Origin of the sequence: Neisseria weixii, from assembly GCF_042658245.1 — a bacterium.
Classification (GTDB): Bacteria; Pseudomonadota; Gammaproteobacteria; order Burkholderiales; family Neisseriaceae; genus Neisseria; species Neisseria weixii.
This window is the reverse complement of the sequence record NZ_JBHSPY010000001.1, coordinates 182,488-198,521: the sequence shown is the minus strand read 5'-3', so window position 1 is coordinate 198,521 and position 16,034 is coordinate 182,488. Positions and strand designations below refer to the sequence as shown.

27 protein-coding genes are annotated in these 16,034 nt (G+C 42.3%); 12 read left to right on the top strand and 15 right to left on the bottom strand.

Going from position 1 to position 16,034, the window contains the following annotated elements:
• Window positions 1–51 precede the first annotated feature (51 nt).
• The gene (locus ACFPVS_RS01085; protein WP_123803747.1) at window positions 52–1,095 is read left to right on the top strand and encodes a DNA cytosine methyltransferase; all 1,044 of its coding nucleotides are present in this window, start codon (window positions 52–54) and stop codon (window positions 1,093–1,095) included.
• Here ACFPVS_RS01085 and ACFPVS_RS01080 read toward each other — a convergent pair.
• The 4 genes from ACFPVS_RS01080 to relB are packed head-to-tail and all read right to left on the bottom strand — an operon-like array spanning window position 1,046 to window position 3,470.
• Window positions 1,046–1,876 carry an MAE_28990/MAE_18760 family HEPN-like nuclease gene (locus tag ACFPVS_RS01080; protein WP_096294836.1) on the bottom strand — a complete coding sequence of 277 codons (831 nt, stop codon included), beginning with the start codon at window positions 1,874–1,876 and terminating at the stop codon, window positions 1,046–1,048. The genes ACFPVS_RS01085 and ACFPVS_RS01080 overlap by 50 nt on opposite strands.
• On the bottom strand, window positions 1,873–2,964 hold the full coding sequence (locus ACFPVS_RS01075) for a DUF262 domain-containing protein (RefSeq protein ID WP_096294837.1): 1,092 nt from the start codon (window positions 2,962–2,964) through the stop codon (window positions 1,873–1,875). Before ACFPVS_RS01075 ends, ACFPVS_RS01080 begins: the two co-directional genes overlap by 4 nt.
• A gap of 25 nt (window positions 2,965–2,989) precedes the next feature.
• On the bottom strand, window positions 2,990–3,262 hold the full coding sequence (locus ACFPVS_RS01070; protein WP_096294838.1) for a type II toxin-antitoxin system RelE family toxin: 273 nt from the start codon (window positions 3,260–3,262) through the stop codon (window positions 2,990–2,992).
• Window positions 3,246–3,470, bottom strand: a complete 225-nt coding sequence (relB, locus tag ACFPVS_RS01065; protein ID WP_123803746.1) for a type II toxin-antitoxin system RelB family antitoxin — start codon at window positions 3,468–3,470, stop codon at window positions 3,246–3,248. The genes ACFPVS_RS01070 and relB overlap by 17 nt, the downstream gene beginning before the upstream one ends.
• A 211-nt stretch (window positions 3,471–3,681) precedes the next feature.
• Here relB and ACFPVS_RS01060 point away from each other — a divergent pair, with 211 nt between their 5' ends.
• The 5 genes from ACFPVS_RS01060 to ACFPVS_RS01040 are packed head-to-tail and all read left to right on the top strand — an operon-like array spanning window position 3,682 to window position 6,153.
• Window positions 3,682–4,356, top strand: a complete 675-nt coding sequence (locus tag ACFPVS_RS01060; protein ID WP_096294839.1) for a Fic family protein — start codon at window positions 3,682–3,684, stop codon at window positions 4,354–4,356.
• An 8-nt stretch (window positions 4,357–4,364) separates the two neighbouring features.
• A complete protein-coding gene (locus ACFPVS_RS01055) occupies window positions 4,365–4,985 on the top strand; it encodes a recombinase family protein (protein ID WP_089036151.1) in 621 nt (206 codons plus the stop codon).
• Window positions 4,986–5,195, top strand: a complete 210-nt coding sequence (locus ACFPVS_RS01050) for a hypothetical protein (RefSeq protein ID WP_096294840.1) — start codon at window positions 4,986–4,988, stop codon at window positions 5,193–5,195.
• 6 nt (window positions 5,196–5,201) lie between these two features.
• Entirely contained in the window at window positions 5,202–6,068 is an 867-nt protein-coding gene (locus ACFPVS_RS01045; RefSeq protein WP_123803744.1) for a Fic/DOC family protein, read from the top strand.
• Entirely contained in the window at window positions 6,046–6,153 is a 108-nt protein-coding gene (locus ACFPVS_RS01040) for a DUF4113 domain-containing protein (protein WP_123803743.1), read from the top strand. The genes ACFPVS_RS01045 and ACFPVS_RS01040 overlap by 23 nt, the downstream gene beginning before the upstream one ends.
• 285 nt (window positions 6,154–6,438) lie before the next feature.
• On the opposite strand, the gene ACFPVS_RS01035 is transcribed toward ACFPVS_RS01040, so the two are convergent.
• The 3 genes from ACFPVS_RS01035 to ACFPVS_RS01025 form a co-directional block, all read right to left on the bottom strand.
• Window positions 6,439–6,984, bottom strand: a complete 546-nt coding sequence (locus ACFPVS_RS01035; protein WP_096296083.1) for a hypothetical protein — start codon at window positions 6,982–6,984, stop codon at window positions 6,439–6,441.
• The gene (locus tag ACFPVS_RS01030; RefSeq protein WP_096294844.1) at window positions 6,974–7,435 is read right to left on the bottom strand and encodes a hypothetical protein; all 462 of its coding nucleotides are present in this window, start codon (window positions 7,433–7,435) and stop codon (window positions 6,974–6,976) included. Before ACFPVS_RS01030 ends, ACFPVS_RS01035 begins: the two co-directional genes overlap by 11 nt.
• A gap of 65 nt (window positions 7,436–7,500) precedes the next feature.
• Complete coding sequence (locus ACFPVS_RS01025; RefSeq protein ID WP_096294845.1) at window positions 7,501–7,899, bottom strand: phosphoglycerate kinase; 399 nt, start codon at window positions 7,897–7,899, stop codon at window positions 7,501–7,503.
• Window positions 7,900–8,696: 797 nt separating this feature from the next.
• On the opposite strand from ACFPVS_RS01025, the gene ACFPVS_RS01020 reads away from it, so the two are divergent.
• On the top strand, window positions 8,697–8,993 hold the full coding sequence (locus tag ACFPVS_RS01020; RefSeq protein WP_157742691.1) for a hypothetical protein: 297 nt from the start codon (window positions 8,697–8,699) through the stop codon (window positions 8,991–8,993).
• A 27-nt stretch (window positions 8,994–9,020) separates the two neighbouring features.
• On the opposite strand, the gene ACFPVS_RS01015 is transcribed toward ACFPVS_RS01020, so the two are convergent.
• The 4 genes from ACFPVS_RS01015 to ACFPVS_RS01000 all read right to left on the bottom strand — a co-directional run bounded on the left by ACFPVS_RS01015 (window position 9,021) and on the right by ACFPVS_RS01000 (window position 10,350).
• Entirely contained in the window at window positions 9,021–9,314 is a 294-nt protein-coding gene (locus ACFPVS_RS01015) for a type II toxin-antitoxin system RelE/ParE family toxin (protein WP_096294847.1), read from the bottom strand.
• Window positions 9,302–9,589: a CopG family ribbon-helix-helix protein gene (locus ACFPVS_RS01010; protein WP_096294848.1), complete on the bottom strand. Its 288-nt coding sequence runs from the start codon at window positions 9,587–9,589 to the stop codon at window positions 9,302–9,304. The genes ACFPVS_RS01015 and ACFPVS_RS01010 overlap by 13 nt, the downstream gene beginning before the upstream one ends.
• A 180-nt stretch (window positions 9,590–9,769) precedes the next feature.
• The gene (mazF, locus tag ACFPVS_RS01005) at window positions 9,770–10,114 is read right to left on the bottom strand and encodes an endoribonuclease MazF (protein ID WP_123805071.1); all 345 of its coding nucleotides are present in this window, start codon (window positions 10,112–10,114) and stop codon (window positions 9,770–9,772) included.
• Entirely contained in the window at window positions 10,111–10,350 is a 240-nt protein-coding gene (locus ACFPVS_RS01000; RefSeq protein ID WP_096294849.1) for an AbrB/MazE/SpoVT family DNA-binding domain-containing protein, read from the bottom strand. Before ACFPVS_RS01000 ends, mazF begins: the two co-directional genes overlap by 4 nt.
• Window positions 10,351–10,917: 567 nt before the next feature.
• Here ACFPVS_RS01000 and ACFPVS_RS00995 point away from each other — a divergent pair.
• The 3 genes from ACFPVS_RS00995 (at window position 10,918) to ACFPVS_RS00985 (ending at window position 11,987) form a co-directional block, all read left to right on the top strand.
• A complete protein-coding gene (locus ACFPVS_RS00995; protein WP_378595166.1) occupies window positions 10,918–11,262 on the top strand; it encodes a hypothetical protein in 345 nt (114 codons plus the stop codon).
• A 96-nt stretch (window positions 11,263–11,358) separates the two neighbouring features.
• Window positions 11,359–11,604, top strand: coding sequence for a type II toxin-antitoxin system Phd/YefM family antitoxin (locus tag ACFPVS_RS00990; RefSeq protein WP_096294852.1), 246 nt, complete (start codon window positions 11,359–11,361; stop codon window positions 11,602–11,604).
• The gene (locus ACFPVS_RS00985) at window positions 11,601–11,987 is read left to right on the top strand and encodes a type II toxin-antitoxin system VapC family toxin (protein WP_378595164.1); all 387 of its coding nucleotides are present in this window, start codon (window positions 11,601–11,603) and stop codon (window positions 11,985–11,987) included. Before ACFPVS_RS00990 ends, ACFPVS_RS00985 begins: the two co-directional genes overlap by 4 nt.
• A 60-nt stretch (window positions 11,988–12,047) precedes the next feature.
• Here the strand turns inward: ACFPVS_RS00985 and ACFPVS_RS00980 are convergent, their stop codons facing one another.
• The 4 genes from ACFPVS_RS00980 to ACFPVS_RS00965 all read right to left on the bottom strand — a co-directional run bounded on the left by ACFPVS_RS00980 (window position 12,048) and on the right by ACFPVS_RS00965 (window position 14,134).
• Window positions 12,048–12,335 (bottom strand): type II toxin-antitoxin system RelE/ParE family toxin, encoded by a 288-nt coding sequence (locus ACFPVS_RS00980; protein WP_096294853.1) that lies wholly within the window; start codon window positions 12,333–12,335, stop codon window positions 12,048–12,050.
• A complete protein-coding gene (locus ACFPVS_RS00975; protein WP_096294854.1) occupies window positions 12,332–12,598 on the bottom strand; it encodes a hypothetical protein in 267 nt (88 codons plus the stop codon). The genes ACFPVS_RS00980 and ACFPVS_RS00975 overlap by 4 nt, the downstream gene beginning before the upstream one ends.
• A gap of 523 nt (window positions 12,599–13,121) precedes the next feature.
• Window positions 13,122–13,910, bottom strand: coding sequence for a hypothetical protein (locus tag ACFPVS_RS00970; protein ID WP_096294855.1), 789 nt, complete (start codon window positions 13,908–13,910; stop codon window positions 13,122–13,124).
• A gap of 11 nt (window positions 13,911–13,921) precedes the next feature.
• Window positions 13,922–14,134 carry a helix-turn-helix domain-containing protein gene (locus tag ACFPVS_RS00965; RefSeq protein ID WP_096294856.1) on the bottom strand — a complete coding sequence of 71 codons (213 nt, stop codon included), beginning with the start codon at window positions 14,132–14,134 and terminating at the stop codon, window positions 13,922–13,924.
• 119 nt (window positions 14,135–14,253) lie between these two features.
• Here ACFPVS_RS00965 and ACFPVS_RS00960 point away from each other — a divergent pair, with 119 nt between their 5' ends.
• Both ACFPVS_RS00960 and ACFPVS_RS00955 read left to right on the top strand, forming a co-directional pair.
• Window positions 14,254–14,940, top strand: coding sequence for a S24 family peptidase (locus ACFPVS_RS00960; protein ID WP_378595161.1), 687 nt, complete (start codon window positions 14,254–14,256; stop codon window positions 14,938–14,940).
• 22 nt (window positions 14,941–14,962) lie between these two features.
• The gene (locus tag ACFPVS_RS00955) at window positions 14,963–15,559 is read left to right on the top strand and encodes a hypothetical protein (RefSeq protein ID WP_378595160.1); all 597 of its coding nucleotides are present in this window, start codon (window positions 14,963–14,965) and stop codon (window positions 15,557–15,559) included.
• Window positions 15,560–16,034 lie beyond the last annotated feature (475 nt).

Sequence of the window (16,034 nt, the reverse complement as noted above, 5' to 3'; positions counted from 1 at the left end):
CTCGATTATTTTCTGTGATATTGATATAATGATAAAAAAGGGAGCATTTATATGAGAATCGAAGCAGTAGACTTATTTTGTGGAGTAGGAGGCTTAACTGCAGGTTTGATAAAAGCAAACATTGTTGTAAAAGCAGGGTATGATATTGAAGAAAGCTGTGCTTTTCCATACGAACATAATAATAAAGGTGCCAAGTTTCATTTGAGAGATGTAAAAGATGTTTCAGGCAATGAAATTCTCAAACATTATTCGGATGGGGCTATTAAGCTTTTAGCAGGTTGCGCACCTTGCCAACCTTTCTCTACATATAATCAAGGAAAAGATGTAAGAAATGACACAAAATGGCCGTTACTATACGCCTTTTCGCGTTTAATTAAGGAAGTTAATCCTGAGCTTGTGACGATGGAGAATGTACCAGATGTTACAAAACATCAGGTATACCATGATTTTGTTGAAGAGCTTAGAAAAAAAGGTTATGAGATATGGGCAGCGAAAGTAAAATGTGCAGATTATGGAATTGCACAAATGCGACAACGTCATGTTTTACTGGCTTCTCGTATTGGCAATATTGAATTACTGCCTCCCACTCACGCCGATAATCATGTTACGGTCAGGGACATAATTGGTAAATTGCCTAAAATTACCTCAGGTGAGCAACATAAGACAGATATACTTCACAGAAGTTCTAGGCTAAATGATTTAAATATGAAACGTATTAGAGCCTCCAAACCAGGAGGCACATGGCTAGATTGGCCAAAAGAATTACGGGCGAATTGTCATACAAAGCGAAGTGGACAAACCTACAGAGGGGTATATGGCAGAATGGAATGGGATAAGCCTGCCCCAACTATGACTACGTTATGTACCGGCTTTGGGAATGGCCGCTTTGGTCATCCGGAACAAGACCGTGCCATTTCATTACGCGAAGCAGCCTTGTTCCAGAGTTTTCCTGTAGATTATCAGTTTTTTCCGTCTGATGAGAAGCCTATTATTTCAGCTATTTCAAGAATGATAGGCAATGCGGTTCCTGTACGTCTAGGGGAGATTATTGGCTTAAGTTTTGTACATGGTATTGCTGCTTTAAAGAGTTGTTAATAATATCAAATAATCCATCGAAAAAGCCTTGGATGTTTTCAAAGTGCATTTTGATTTCATCAAGGCTTTTCTTTTGGCCAAATTCGGAAAAGGTCATACTTCCATGTGCTAGGCGATTACGTCCTGATTTAATTTCTAAAATTGATGATGGACGCTTCTTTTTGGAATCTGCATGAATCTTATAACGCCTTCTGGATTTGTCAGAAACAATATCATCTATTAGGCAGCTTTTTAAGCCCAATCCATCTAACTCAGTCTTTAATTTTCTAAAATCTACATTACCATTGAAATATTTATCATACGAAACTCCTTCATCGTCTTTTTCAGTAGCTAACTCCTTTGATTTCTTTAGCCATCCATCAATTAGTATCTTATCTATACTATCTTCTTTATTTGCATAATTGTCGAAATACTCCTTAAGATCATTCAATTTTAAATTACAATTAAAATTTATGATCGTATTACGCAATTTTTCTGATATTTCAGTTAATGCCCTTGAAGGTAATTCTCCATTTAAATACTCATGAATATCTTTCATTAGCGCTGTACTGATAGATTCAATAAAATTGTAAATCATGAGTACTGCACCGGCTTTCAAAGGATGAGTATCACACAGTTCTAATACTCTTTTCTGTTTCATTTTTCCCATATCTGACTTATATTCAATGACTGCTCCTTTGGACAACATAATCGCCAATAGACTTAAATGACGTTCAATTTCTTCTACTTTCTCGCTAAAGCAGCTGCTTACCTCCGGTAAGTAATGCCATTTTTTATTCATTTAACACCTAATAATTTATCTCGGACATATTCAATTCGACTTTTTACTTTATTTTTATCGTTGCTGGCATCTGAACGAGTGTGTGCTTTAAATTCAGCACTATATGGCCATTCTGGTAAAGTTGAGGGTGGTTTGAGATCAGGGTTTTTCCTAAGTGCTAAAATAATGCCTACGGAAAGGGCTTCAAATCGAATTCTAGGAACAGAATTATCATTAGGTTTTTTACGAAAGCCCTGATCTCCAAAAAGTTCTTGAGCAAAATTTAGCATTAGGATAAATTCACTTTCCAAATTTGCAAAATCGTGATCTTCTTGTTCAGCGTAGCCTTCTAGGAATTTATCTACACGGTGGTGAAAATTTAAATAATTATTTGAGTATGCAAAGAACCTTAGAATCAACTCTGGATACTCTGCACGTTTCTCTCTTGCCTGTGAAATAGGGCATAATTTTTTTAACAATCCATTCCCATTTTTAGGAGCATATTTGTCCCTTATATTGCTTAAGAATTTATAGAACGGTTGATCATCAGATCCAAATCGACGTTCCATATCATTCAAGCGTGTTCCACCGCTATTCAGACGATCGAATATTTCACGACGAGCTTCTTCATCTGCATGCTCAGTTAACTCTATCATGCGCAAGGTTTTACGATTAAAGCGAAGTTGGCGAGATTTACCAAAGTCAGTAAAGCGTAAACCATTTGCAGACGGCAACTTCTCTAGGCCATTCAATTGCAATTCACCAGTCAAAAAATTTACCAATGTTCGAATGCGTTGACTACCATCAACAATTTCCAACCTTCCATCATCATTTTGATTGGTATCTGCAACAAAAAGATATGGGATAGGTAAATTGAGTAGCATTGATTCAATGAAACGGGATTGTTGACTTTCAGTCCAAACAAATTCGCGCTGATAGTCAGGAATATAAAGCTCCGCCTCATCCTCTTCAAGGCCATTTATGAATTTTTCCACAATGACACTTACAGGAAATTCTCTTATTTCGTGATCCGTAATTTTTTGTTTTTCTTTAATTTCCTGCTCAAGAGTATCTAACTTCTCTGGCATGAATAGTTCTGTTTGCTTCATATATTGTTCTCCAGTAAATCCATACTTATCTTTTGTATACTTCGCGTCGATTACCGATTCGTACAACCAGAATTTTCATGATTCCGTCTTCGATTTTAGCGATGATTCGGCAATCACCTACCCGATATTTCCAGTAATCCCCTAATGCTGAGCCTTTGAGGGCTTCGCCGATACTTCTCGGGTCTTCGGATTTTGAAATTCTTTCGTGTAAGAATTTCAAAATCCGTATGGCCGTCTGCTTATCCAATTTTTTCAGCTCTTTTTCAGCCGATTTATCCAACTCAATCTTCCAAACCATAGTCCCTCATCACATCATTAAGCGACACGGTTTTGCTTTTACCGGCCTGAATGTCGGTATAGCGTTGCTCAGCTAGATAAAAATCTTCCAAGTCATCTAAATATTCGAGAATCGCTTCTCGGGCATAATAGGTTTTGGTACGGCCAGTCTTCTCAGCCAAGACACTTAAGCGGTTTTCGATTTCTTGAGGCAAACGGATTGCAAGCATTTTTTCCTCCTTGCTATACATGTATAGCAAATTATAGCAGAGATAATGTTGTAAAAGGGTAGAATGTGTAAATCAGATTGCCGCATGGTCAAATAGAGTAGATAATTTATATGTGGATAAATAAAGTCCCTAATATATTAAATTACCCATTATTTGACTGATTCTGACATTAGACAATCAGGGTATGCCCAAATTAATCATAGGATTCGGTATGTATCCCGACAAATACGCACTCAGCCTGAAAGAAAACCTCTTCTTGGCCAAAAAGGTTCTTGTGGCGCAAATCCACAATCTCAGCCGCTTTGAAAACTGCCAGACCACGTTGTTGCAGACCGAACAGATTATCAACGGCCATAACGTTGCCTCAGCTTCTTTAGGCGATATTCAGACCATTCTCCACCTGAAGCGCGCGTATCAGTATGTGATACAGCACCTTTCAGACGGCCTGCCTGTGGATATTGCCCTGCTGAAGAAAATCAACAATATGGTGGCACAAGACGATTCGCTGGCTCCGGGCGAATTCCGCACCGGCTCCGTGGGCGTAACCTTGTTTGACGGTTCGCGCCATACGCCGCCGGTCATGGCCGAAGCGGAAGTGGCAGAACTGATGCACAGCATCGAAACGCACAGCGGCTCAACCACCGAAACCGCCATACGCACCATGCTGGCCTTAATGCGGCAGCAGGTTTTTTGGGACGGCAATAAACGCACGGCCACGCTGTTTGCCAATGCCCTGATGATGGCAAAAGGCTGTGGTATTTTGGAAATCGCCGAGGCAAAAATGCCCGAGTTCAACGAAAAACTGTCTGCCTTCTACCGCTCCGGCGATGACAGCGAAGTAGCGGCGTTCCTGTATCAGCACTGCATTTCGGGTATCGACTATTGAGGCCGGCTATGAAAGCAGCAAGAATCTACCAACGCGTCAGCACAGAAGCGCAAAATCTCGAGCGGCAGAATGCCCTGATTGAGAAAGCAAAGGCCGAAGGCTACTATATCGCCGGCGTTTATAAAGAAAAGGCTTCCGGTGTCCGAGCCGACCGCCCCGTGTTGAACCAATTGATTACCGACCTGCGACAAGGCGATGTCATCATCGCCGAGCATATCGACCGCATTACCCGCCTGCCGCTGGCAGAGGCGGAAAAGCTGGTCAACCGTATCCGTGAAAAAGGCGCGTTCCTTTCCATTCCCGGCATTATAGACCTGAGCCAAATCCAAACCGATTCCGAAATCGCCAAAATCGTTTTAGACAGCATACAAACCATGCTGCTGAAAATCGCCCTGCAAATGGCCAGAGACGACTACGAGCAGCGCAAACAACGGCAAGCTGCCGGCATTGCTGAAGCTAAGAAGCAAGGACGGTTCAAAGGTCGTGTAGCCGATAAAGCCAAACACAAACTGGTTATTGAACTGCGCCAGCACCATACAATCAAAGAAACTGCCAAATTGGCCGGATGTAGTGAAGCATTGGTCAAGCTCGTGATGAGACAATACAAAAACAGATTGAAAGGAAATTAGATGCCCATTCATTTAAATGAAGACGTGAGCAAACAAGTTGATTCCATATTTGCCCTCGAAGGCTTTCAGCCAACCGAAACCATGCAACGCATTCGCTTGGCTATTGCGGATGGTCGGGTAAGTAGAGAGCAAGTTACAGCTGAAATGCTTGAGTACGTTCAGCAAAATAAGGTATTTGAAGGATTCGCTGAATCGAGAACTTGGATATGAAAGCCTATGAGTAATCCTTATACTGATGAAAACGGCCTTTTTCATAATAAATTAGGTATTACGGATCAAACGGCATTAAATGAGTTTGAATACCACCATAGCGCAATGAAGGCTGAAGCCGTTCTTTCAGGTGAAATCAAGCTAGACCATAGCAGCTATGATTTAGCTCATTTGAAAGATATTCATAAAGCGTTATTTGGTGATATTTATGAGTGGGCTGGACAAGAAAGGACAAGACCGTCTGTAAAGGGAAATAATCTAAGCAAAACAGTTACATTCTTTTTAGAACCTGAAAAATTACAGGATAAATGGCAGGAAATCCAAAAGCTCACTCAAGAATTTTTGCAAGCTGAAAAACTGGATTTGAAGACGGCTAAGGAAAAATTGGTCGGCATCATGATTGAAGCCAATTATTCGCATCCGTTTCCAGAGGGGAATGGCCGCACTTTGCAGGTTTTTATGACCCAGCTTGCAAACGAGCAAAATTTAAAAATGGATTATTCCAAAGTTGATGCCGAGATGTGGAACATGGCCAACGCGCTGAGTGTACCTCATTCCAAACGTTATGAAGGCCATTTAATTGATGTACCGCCCAACAAAGAAATGCTTGGGCGTATGATGGATAAAGTGATACAGGAGCCTACTCAATCTCAAAATCTCCAAATCCAATTTGAACAGCTTGATAAGGTATATCAGGAAAATCAACATTTGCTGTCACCTAAGCAGAAGTTAATTATTCATGAAGCTGAGAAAATTATTCAGCAATTACCGCCACAAGCACAATTACAAGCTAAGGTGAATTTGTATCAGAGCGTTTCAGAGGATATTCAAAAACATCCCCAACAATTTGATGAGCCTGAAATTGATCGTTGATTTAAAAAAGCACCTTTGGATGAACCGACAAAAACTAAGCCCATGTTATACGACCAGGGTACTCGACTTGCCTATCCTTTCATGAACTCTTACTCAAAAAGAGAAATTCAATCATAAAAAAATCCCGCAGGAGGGGGCAAGTCGGGCTTGGGCTTGCCGGTGGCGCAGATGGCCGCAGGTATCGGAGCAGACGGCACGGTCAAGTCCGGCTTGGGGGCGTGGGGCCGTTTCTGCCGAACCTTGAGAGCCGGAAACGGGGCTGCTGCGGGATTTTTTCGGCAGCTGCCGCTGGCTTTGGCCGCAGTATCCTTTCTTCAAAAAGGCCGTCTGAAAGATAAACCTGTTCTTCAGACGGCCTCTTTTCATCCGCTTAGTGGTGAACGATTATGTCGATTGTCCACCAAGTCCCAGCATAAGCAGTCTTAAAATCTTCTACTTTCCATTGAATTTCTTTATCATCAATACCTATATCATAGATATATTTCATGTCCGAATTCATAAAATATGTAGCATTGATACAACCTTTTCGGATACTTGCTTCAACATCGGCTACATTTTCAAGCATCAAAAGGTTAATGAGTGCTTGAGTATCCAGCCGAACGCCTTCAGGAATTTCACCTTTCAAGCAGTCTGAAAACAGCTTGTCATACTCTCCACGCGGCAGCAAAGCGAATGTCTCCGTCACCGTGCCGACACCGTAGTCATCACAAGTCTGCTTCAGCAAATCGTAAGTAAAATCCGAACTGCCTTTTAACGCACCTGCGAAAATCTCAATGCAGTCATCTGCCGTCAAACCTTCATTCAGCCCTGCAACATCGCGCCACACCGTGATGAATACGTCGCGTATCTGTCTCGGCTCGAGTGCTTCAATCAGGGGCACGATATGTCCCACCCTGTTTTTTTCTTCACGCATCATCCCATCCTTTTTCATGGTTTTTAATGCCCTTCGCTTTGGTTTCCCGTTCAAACCACGCGGCAGGGTCTGCGTAAAATTCGGGCGGAAATGCCAATGCCACATTAAAATCAATGTTCGTGTTCTGCCAAAACCAATGCGCCTCCACGTCAAAACTGCTGTAAAAACAGATTTCCAGACAGCACCCCATCAACGCATATTCAAACGAGCCGCTGACACTCCGTATCGTCGCATCCATATAGACCTTGACCTGTTTACGGTCATCGCCCGCTGCCATCAGCATTCGATGCAGACGGCAGTAAAGGTCGATGTCGAAAATGACGGTCATGTCTCGGTAGTATCCGCCCAAACAGTCAAGGTCTTCATCGGTGCAGTTGATACAGTCAAGCTCATCATCCAGTTCCGCCACCATCAGGCGGCGGCCGGCTTTATCGTATTCAAATCGGTATTTCATTTCGGTTTCCTTTCCGAGGTTTCAGACGGCCTTCAGACCGTCTGAAAAACAGAGTTACAAACGCCTTACCACCAACTGTCATAGAACACGGCCAGCCATGCGGCAATGGCGGCACGCGCATTTTCGATAAAGGCTTTGGTTTCGGTAATGTCTTCAGGGTAGATTTCTTCGCCACCGAAGAGAAAGCCGGGCGTATGCTCCAGTTTTCCGCCGTCTAAATCCGCTTCCAACCGCGCCAAGTCTTCAAGCTCCAGCCGAACGGTGCAGCAGTTGAACGATTCTTTGCTGCCGCCTTTCTCCCGATACAGCTTTTCCATCCAGCCATGCAGATGATTGAATTTGCGCCAGTAGGCAAAGTGCGTAAGCCCTGCCTGTTCCTGCTCTTCTTCACGCACATTCACATCGGTTTGACGGTCGCCGACAAACTCGGCACGCATGGTGTAGCCGTACATATCCAGTCCCATCGGATACTCCTTTCATCAAGGTTCGTTCATAAATAAACAACCATCGGGGGCAGCCGCCGCCGTGTTGTGATGTCGTAAAAAATTTCAAAGCGCAAAAAGTCCAGACTGGCTTTGTGCGGCTTTCATCTTTGTCCGGTTCGTCCTCTGCGGCGTAGTGGAAAAGGTGGAAGACGTGCAAAGACACTCGTCTTGGTCTGGACTTTTTGCGCTTTGAAATTTAGACATCAACCAACAACACGGCGGCGGCTGCCCCCGATGGTTGTTCAAACCTTCAGCCGCTCTGCGGCGTTTCCGCTTTATATGGCGGAATTTAAAAAACGCGTTAGGGCGTTTTTTGGCACTCGTTGCCTATCCTGCGTTCTAGCAGAAATACACTTCTTTCTTAGGAAATATCCGTTTTTGAAGGAGGAGGTACGCGCGGAGGGGGAGATGAATTAGTTCATTGGTTAGATATTGATGGTTTGAAGTAGATTAATTATAGTTTTAAATTAGATTGAATTAGATTATAAATAGGTTTATATTAGATTATAATTAGATTTTATATAATCCAATAACTAGCCTTTGTTAGGCTGAAATATAGTCTGAATTAGATGATATTGGATTGAAGATAGATTATATTGGATGTATAATAGGTTATAGATAGTTTTAATTAGACTGTGATTGGATATGGGTATTTCTGTTGAAAATTTTATGGCCGGTCAAACAGGGCAAGGCCGTCAATCAAAGCTGGAGCCGTTCAAAGCCGATATTTTGCTGCTCAAGAAAAACGGGGTTCCCAAAAGCAGATTCAGCAGTTTTTGGCGCAAAACGGTGTCCGTGCCGGGCTGACGACGATTAACTGGTTTATCCGCTCCCGGGGGCAGGAGACGGTTTCTGCGACGGTGAAAGTATCGAAAAAATCAGATGATGTTAATCAATTAACGGTTAAGCCGAAGACCGTTCCCGAGCCGGAACAGCAGTCAAACGATTCCGAACAGTCGCAGCTATCCCAACCCAGAAAATTCAGTTGGACAGCCACACCTCCCGATGACGACGAACTGTTCGGGACAAACCAAACTCCTGAACATCCGGAAAACCAAGAAAAAGCCGTCTGAACGGTTTCAGACGGCCTTATTTAAATCTTAACCGGAAAACTGTAACTCAATTCCCGATTGGTGCTTAATCGCCACAATCACAACGGTTTCAGGATCAATCCGATATAAAATGGTATAACCTGCATCTCCGAAGGAAACCGGCCATTCCCGGTATTCATCATCAAAAAAACGGCCGGCGGCAGGAAATTGTGCCAAACCTGCCAAAGCGTCCCTAACGGCTTTTACCGCATTTCGTGCAGCTTGTTCGTTTTTCAGTGCTAAAAAATCGTAGAGCCGTCGTAAATCAGCCGTCGCATGTTCGGTTAACATTACTTGTGGCATTTCAATTCCCCGGCTTCTCTTCCCTCAATAATTGCACCCATCCATACATTCGCCTCTTCCAACGTAACATGCAGGCCGGTTTCTTGATAGTGGGCCCAAGAAGCATCGGCTGCGGCACGTAAAGCAGCTTTCTGCTCCTCACGTTCCAAAAATTGGTTGACCGCTTCCCGCATCAACCAATGCACAGAGCGATCTTGGGTTTCGGCAACTGCTTTCAAACGGTCTCTGATTTCCAGCGGTAATTTGACGGCCACAGGCACGGTTTTCGGTTTCATTTTATTCTCCGAATAAAAGTATTAAAAGGTATTACCATTATATACTTTAGTAGGGTAATTTGGCGTGGCGGTATTAATTCTTTTAACCTTTAATGGGCAACTTGACTAGAAATAACTAGGCCGTCTGAAAATTTTCAGACGGCCTGGTTATTCAATATGCAAAGAAGTTAATTCCCGTTATCAAAGATTGCCCAATCCAATCAAAACAGAAATTTTTGCCCGGATTTCTTCCAATTCGCTGTCCGAGACCTTCCCTTTAAAAACAGCTTGCCGGATACGCCAATCCAAACTTTTCACTTGGTCGGAAAGGGCAACATTCTTTCTGCTGCCGTCAATATTAACTTCAAAAGGATAACCTTTTACTTGAGTTGTCAGCGGACAGCAAATCAGCAACCCGGTGTTTTTGTTATAAGCCTTCGGAGTTAACACAACAGCCGGTCGATGTCCGGCCTGCTCATGCCCGGCTTGGGGAGTAAAATTCAGCCAAATAATATCCCCTACATCCGGTATATAGTTTTTGCTCATAACAATTCCTTGCCGACGGGTTCGCCGCTCGAAATTTCCTGATGAAGGTTGTCATCGGTAATGGCAGACAGAAGCTGATCCAAGCAATACCTGCTTTTAACAGGTTCAATCACAATTTTGCCGTTTTCTTCGCGAACATCGACCAGCGCATCAGCTTTTAACTGCAATGCTGCCAAGATGGAAGCAGGAATCCGAACACCTACGCTGTTCCCCCATTTTTTAATAGCCAGTTGCATTGTTCTCTCCTTCTTAATCTTAAGCATGTTATACATTGTATAACTTTCTTTGCTAGTATACAAGGTTCGGGTCGTCTGAAAATTTCAGACGGCCTTTTTGTTGCAAATACAATTAAAAAAATAATTCTGCACTTGGCGCAGTAAAAATATCGCTTGTAATACAAATATATCCTGCGTTCTAGCAGAAATACACTTCTTTCTTAGAAAATATCCGTTTTTGAAGGAGGAGGTACGCGCGGAGGGGAGATGGATTAGCTCATTAGTTAGATATTGATAGTTTGAAGTAGATTAATTATAGTTTTAAATTAGATTGAATTAGATTATAAATAGGTTTATATTAGATTATAATTAGATTTTATATAATCCAATAACTAGCCTTTGTTAGGCTGAAATATAGTCTGAATTAGATGATATTGGATTGAAGATAGATTATATTGGATGTATAATAGGTTATAGATAGTTTTAATTAGACTGTGATTGGATATGGGTATTTCTGTTGAAAATTTTATGGCCGGTCAAACAGGGCAAGGCCGTCAATCGAAGCTGAAGCCGTTCAAAGCCGATATTTTGCTGCTCAAGAAAAACGGGTTTTCCCAAAAGCAGATTCAGCAGTTTTTGGCGCAAAACGGTGTCCGTGCCGGACTGACGACGATTAACTGGTTTATCCGCTCCCGGGGGCAGGAGACGGTTTCTGCGACGGTGAAAGTATCGAAAAAATCAGATGATGTTAATCAATTAACGGTTAAGCCGAAGACCGTTCCCGAGCCGGAACAGCAGTCAAACGATTCCGAACAGTCGCAGCTATCCCAACCCAGAAAATTCAGTTGGACTGACATACCACCTGATGACGATGAATTGTTCGGGATAAACCAAACTCCTGAACATCCGGCAAAACAAGAAGAAGCCGTCTGAACGCTTTCAGATGGCCTTTGATTCGGTTATTGAGCAGTAGCGATCTGTTTAAATACAATCTATAATTAGCTAACTGAACTAAGTAAAGGCGTCGCCATGTTCCATGCAAATATCCATCAGGCAAAAACCAATCTCAGCCAATTGATTCAAAAAGCCGAGGCTGGGGAAACCGTCATTATTGCCAAAGCGGGAAAACCATGTGTCCAATTGACCGGTATTATCAAACAGGAACGGAAAGCAGGCAGCCTGAAAAAATTCAGCCATGCCCAAAATACCGATATTTCCCGAATCCTTGAAAGTGATAGCGATACCGCAGATTTATTTGAGACATCTTCCCTATGAGAAAAATCCTATTGGATACGCACGTTGTGCTGTGGTGGGTATTGGATGACGGGAAATTAGGCAAAAATGCCCGCAAACTGATCGAAAACCCCAACAATCTGATTTTTGTCAGTGCTGCGAGTATTTGGGAGATTTCAATCAAGCTGAATAAAAGATTGCTGAAACTGCCCGAAGAGTTTTTTGATGTGATAGGGCAAGAGGATTTTGAGAATCTCCCTATAGATTTCTTCCACGCCAAGCAGGCCGGACTGCTTCCTGCGATACATCAAGATCCTTTTGACAGGATGCTGATTGCCCAGACCCAAGCGGAAGGTTTGGAACTGATGACCGTTGACGGATATATCCCGCAATACGGAATCAGGGTTATTGATGCAGGCAAATGAAAATTCATCTTTAATAATAAGGCCGTCTGAAATTTCAGACGGCTTTTTACCACTCGGATTCTAAAAATCATCAACAGGCCATTTTTGCCATTGAGGGAGTATTGCAATGACATTCAGTACATTTTCTTTGTCAATTTGATATATAAGACGGTAACGAAGCGGATACAGCTCTCGGGTATCCTTAACGGTTCCGGGTTTGCCCATTTTGGGTTGGGTGGCCGCCAACTCAAGCAGCCGTTCAATTTCCCAAAAAGCCTTTTGCGCAGAGACTGTTCCGGCAAAATCTTTCCTTGCTTCAAGCAGCTTATCCAATTGTTCGACGGCGCGTTCGGACCAATTGATATTCATTCAGATGGCTCCTCAGCCGCCCACAAAGCAAATTTCGCTTCCATTTTTCTACGAACTTCAGAATCACCGGTTATCCGTCCTGCTGCAATATCAGCCAAGCCTTTTTCGACTTCGGCTCGGACATAAGCTTCATAACGCTGCTTCTCAATATAATCGCGCATAAACTCACGTACAAGCTGGGAAGCGTTTCGATCCGACTGCCGTGCAGCTTCCATAAAAGCTTCTTTTTCCGTATCGGGAACATTCATGATGAATTGAGCCATGTTATATCTCCTGATTAAATGAATATATATAAAATATATATACAAACCGCAGAAACTGCAAGTGTGTTGTATCCATACCGCTACTTATCCACAAAACCTGTATATATCCCCCCTCAAAAACAGCACATCTATCCACTAAATCCCCATATCCACAATGATTGAGACGGTTGCACAAAAATCAGGCACTTTAAGTGTCTGAAAGGGGTCTCTGAAAGGGCTGTCTGTATAGTGATCGGCTTTAGCGTACAAAGACCTTTGTCTTAACTGTACATTGTACTTTGCAATAATTGTACAAAGACATGATTTATAAAGGTTTTTAAAACGCAGTTTCTACGAAGCCGAAACGGCTTTTCAGACGGCCTGAAACCTTAAAATCATCAAAACGGCATAAAAAAACGGCCGATACAGGGTATCAGCCGTAAAAAACTGCCCGAGCCAGGCTCAAAAGCAGGGTGAAGACGGATTTTAGGCAGGTTTGGACAGCACGAAAGCGCAACAAGGCTTCAGACCTTATTGCGCTGAGTTATTTTTTTAGTTTCCGCTTTTTCAGATATTCCTGTATGGCTTGATAGCCTTCGTTTTGGCGGACAGCCTCCTTGTCGGGTGGCGGTTTGTTCTCTTCTTCCAGTTTGGCTTTATATTCGGCCTCCCGCTCACGTTTTACCTGTTCCGCCTGTTCCCGTACGGTTTTTTCAGACGGCCTGTACGGTTGGTTTTTGTCATTAAAGAAGAATCCTATCCAACCCGTCAGAACCGATTTTTCCATAATCGGCTTCAGATCCAGCTTTTTATTGTGCAGTTCCGCCAGTTGCTTCACGGCTTTCTTTTTCATGGAATGGCCGGCCGTTTTGCCTTTCTCGGCCACCATATCCAGCCAGTCGTGCCAAAGTTTGAGCGGGATAAATTTGGGAATACGGAAATTGTCGCGGTCATAGTGATGTTTGCTGTCGGTTTTCGGTACGGCAACGCCGCGTAATCCGCAGATTTTGGCCAGCAGCACTTCACGGTTGATATACCAGTGCATTTTGCCGTGGATGCCGCCGCGCCGGTATTGAACCAAACCCTGTTCCAACAGGATACGGCGCACCTTCTCATAGCCGCGCCGGGTCAGGCCCAGTTCTTTTTTCAGGTGGTCGGCAGTCTTATAAACCCAGCCCTGTTTTTTAGGTTCTTTATCAGCCACGTCGCTCCACCAAAACAGGTTGGACAGGAATGAGGCCGTCTGAAAATCGTGCGCGCACAGGGGCATAAATTCATCATAGACTTGGATGAATTTGTCTTGGAGGTAGAGGCGCAGGTCGGCGATGAACATTGCAGATAGCCCTATTTTTTTGGCTTATAGGCTTTAGCAATTGCCTCCACCGTCACTTCATTATTGGTGTATTCCGAGATTTTAATTGCCGTTTCAAGTGGAGCTTTTTTCCTGCCACTCGCAATTTGGGAAATCCATGTGTAGTTAATGTCTAAATCCTTAGCCATTGTTGTTACCCGACCACGGCGTTGTTTCAACCATTCTCGTAATGTGCGTTCGCTCATCAGTATTTGCCTACTATCGAAAAATTTGAGTTTATATGTTACCTATGGCTAATAAATAAATCAACAACTGAATGATTGTAGTTTCCCAAAGGAAAATAATTGGCAGCGATAATTAAAAAATGAATACACTTGCTGATAGAATCAAACAACGTTTGTCAGACTTGGATAAAACACAAGCTGATTTAGCCAAATATTGCAAAGTTAAACCGCCTTCTGTCTCTAAATGGTTGAGTGGTGGCACTAAAACGCTACAAGGACAGAATCTGCTTCGCGCTTCTGAATTCTTGGAATGTGATCCAGATTGGTTGGCTAGTGGCAAAGGATTTTGGGCTGATACTAAAAATGGAAATATAAAACCTCATGAATCTGTTACGTCCCCCTATACAGTCAAAATGCTTGGAGAAGATATTCTTGCGCAATATCTGATTAATACGTCTGATATTGCGGCCAATATATCTTATATTGAATATACTGAAGACCAATACAGAAGAATTTTTACAGCAAAAAATCCTAGCAGCCTCAGGTTAACTAATATCAAAGTAGACAATATGTCGGGTACATTGGAACCCGGTGATTTGGTATTTGTAGATATTTCTACCAATCGATATGATGGAGATGGGATTTACTTATTTATAGTAGGCAATCACTTACATCTAAAAAGATTACAAATGGCTGGAAGTAATCTGTTAGTTATTTCTGATAATCGGCAATATAAAAGCTGGGAAATTTCTCCTAAAGATAAATCTACTATGGTCGTTGTTGGAAAGGTTCTTCTTGGCCAGTCACAGATATTTCAAAGATTTTAAAAGCCATAAAATAGAGAAAATTATGAAATCAGAAGTTGTCTTTGAAGATAGATTTTTTCAACTTGTATGCTATTCAGGTATTGTTGCTGATGCAAATACTAAAATTAGTACCCATGTTTCAGGTGGCGGTTTTGATTATGTATCCATCAAAAGCACAACGCATGAAACATCGGAGTTTTTTCTACTTGATGATGAAGGTAATGAGAGTTGCTTTAGGATGAATAACTGGGGAGTCTCAATGAGACCTGGGCATAATGTCCAAGTGTATGCTTTGTTCGATAAACGAAAAAAACTTGGGGAATATGTACTTGTAAAAAATGATAATTTAAATGAGACTGCCCCTAATTTATATAATATAAAATTAGTGATAAAACAGAAATATAAATGGCCAGCAATATGGGCGACATTATTTTTACTCTTTGGTTTCCCAGGAATTTTGAAATTTATATTGCCTCCCGTTTTATCAATTTTTCCTTCGCTTGAAAAAGCTCTAAACCCAGTTGTGTTTCCATTGTATGTAGCCTTATTGGCAGCAGTTTTTATAATTTATCAGATCAAAAGTCATTTGACTTTCTCCTCTATTAGGAAAGCCTTATTAGCTGAAGTTTCAAGAAAATGATAGAAGTTTTTGAATGAAGCCCCGAATTCTCGGGGCTTTTATTTTTTAAAAAATAAAGTTATTTAAATTCAATGCTATGCGGTAATTAGAATGTAAAATATTAGCCAAGGCTAATATTTTTCTTGCAAATAATGTTACCTATGGCTAATATATCGATAACAAGCTCTTTAACAACCAGCCTTTAAATGCCTATGCCGCACCGCCGTCTGTGTCGTTGTCGTGTGGGAAAATCATTTGTGGCTGAATTTAACGTAGCAACCGTTCGGAGGCAGAACAGCCTTTGTCAAATCGGACAAACGGTTGCGGGTATCGTCAACATACCTGAAAGAAAAAAGACCGACTAACCGGGTAGCGCGGGTGCGTCCGGGTCAAGCGGTCTGTTGAACGGAAAAAATCGGAACGTAATTCCGATGTTGGGCAAATCTGCGGAGAAGCCCTGACTGACAATTTGACTTGATAAAACTGCCTCTGTCGG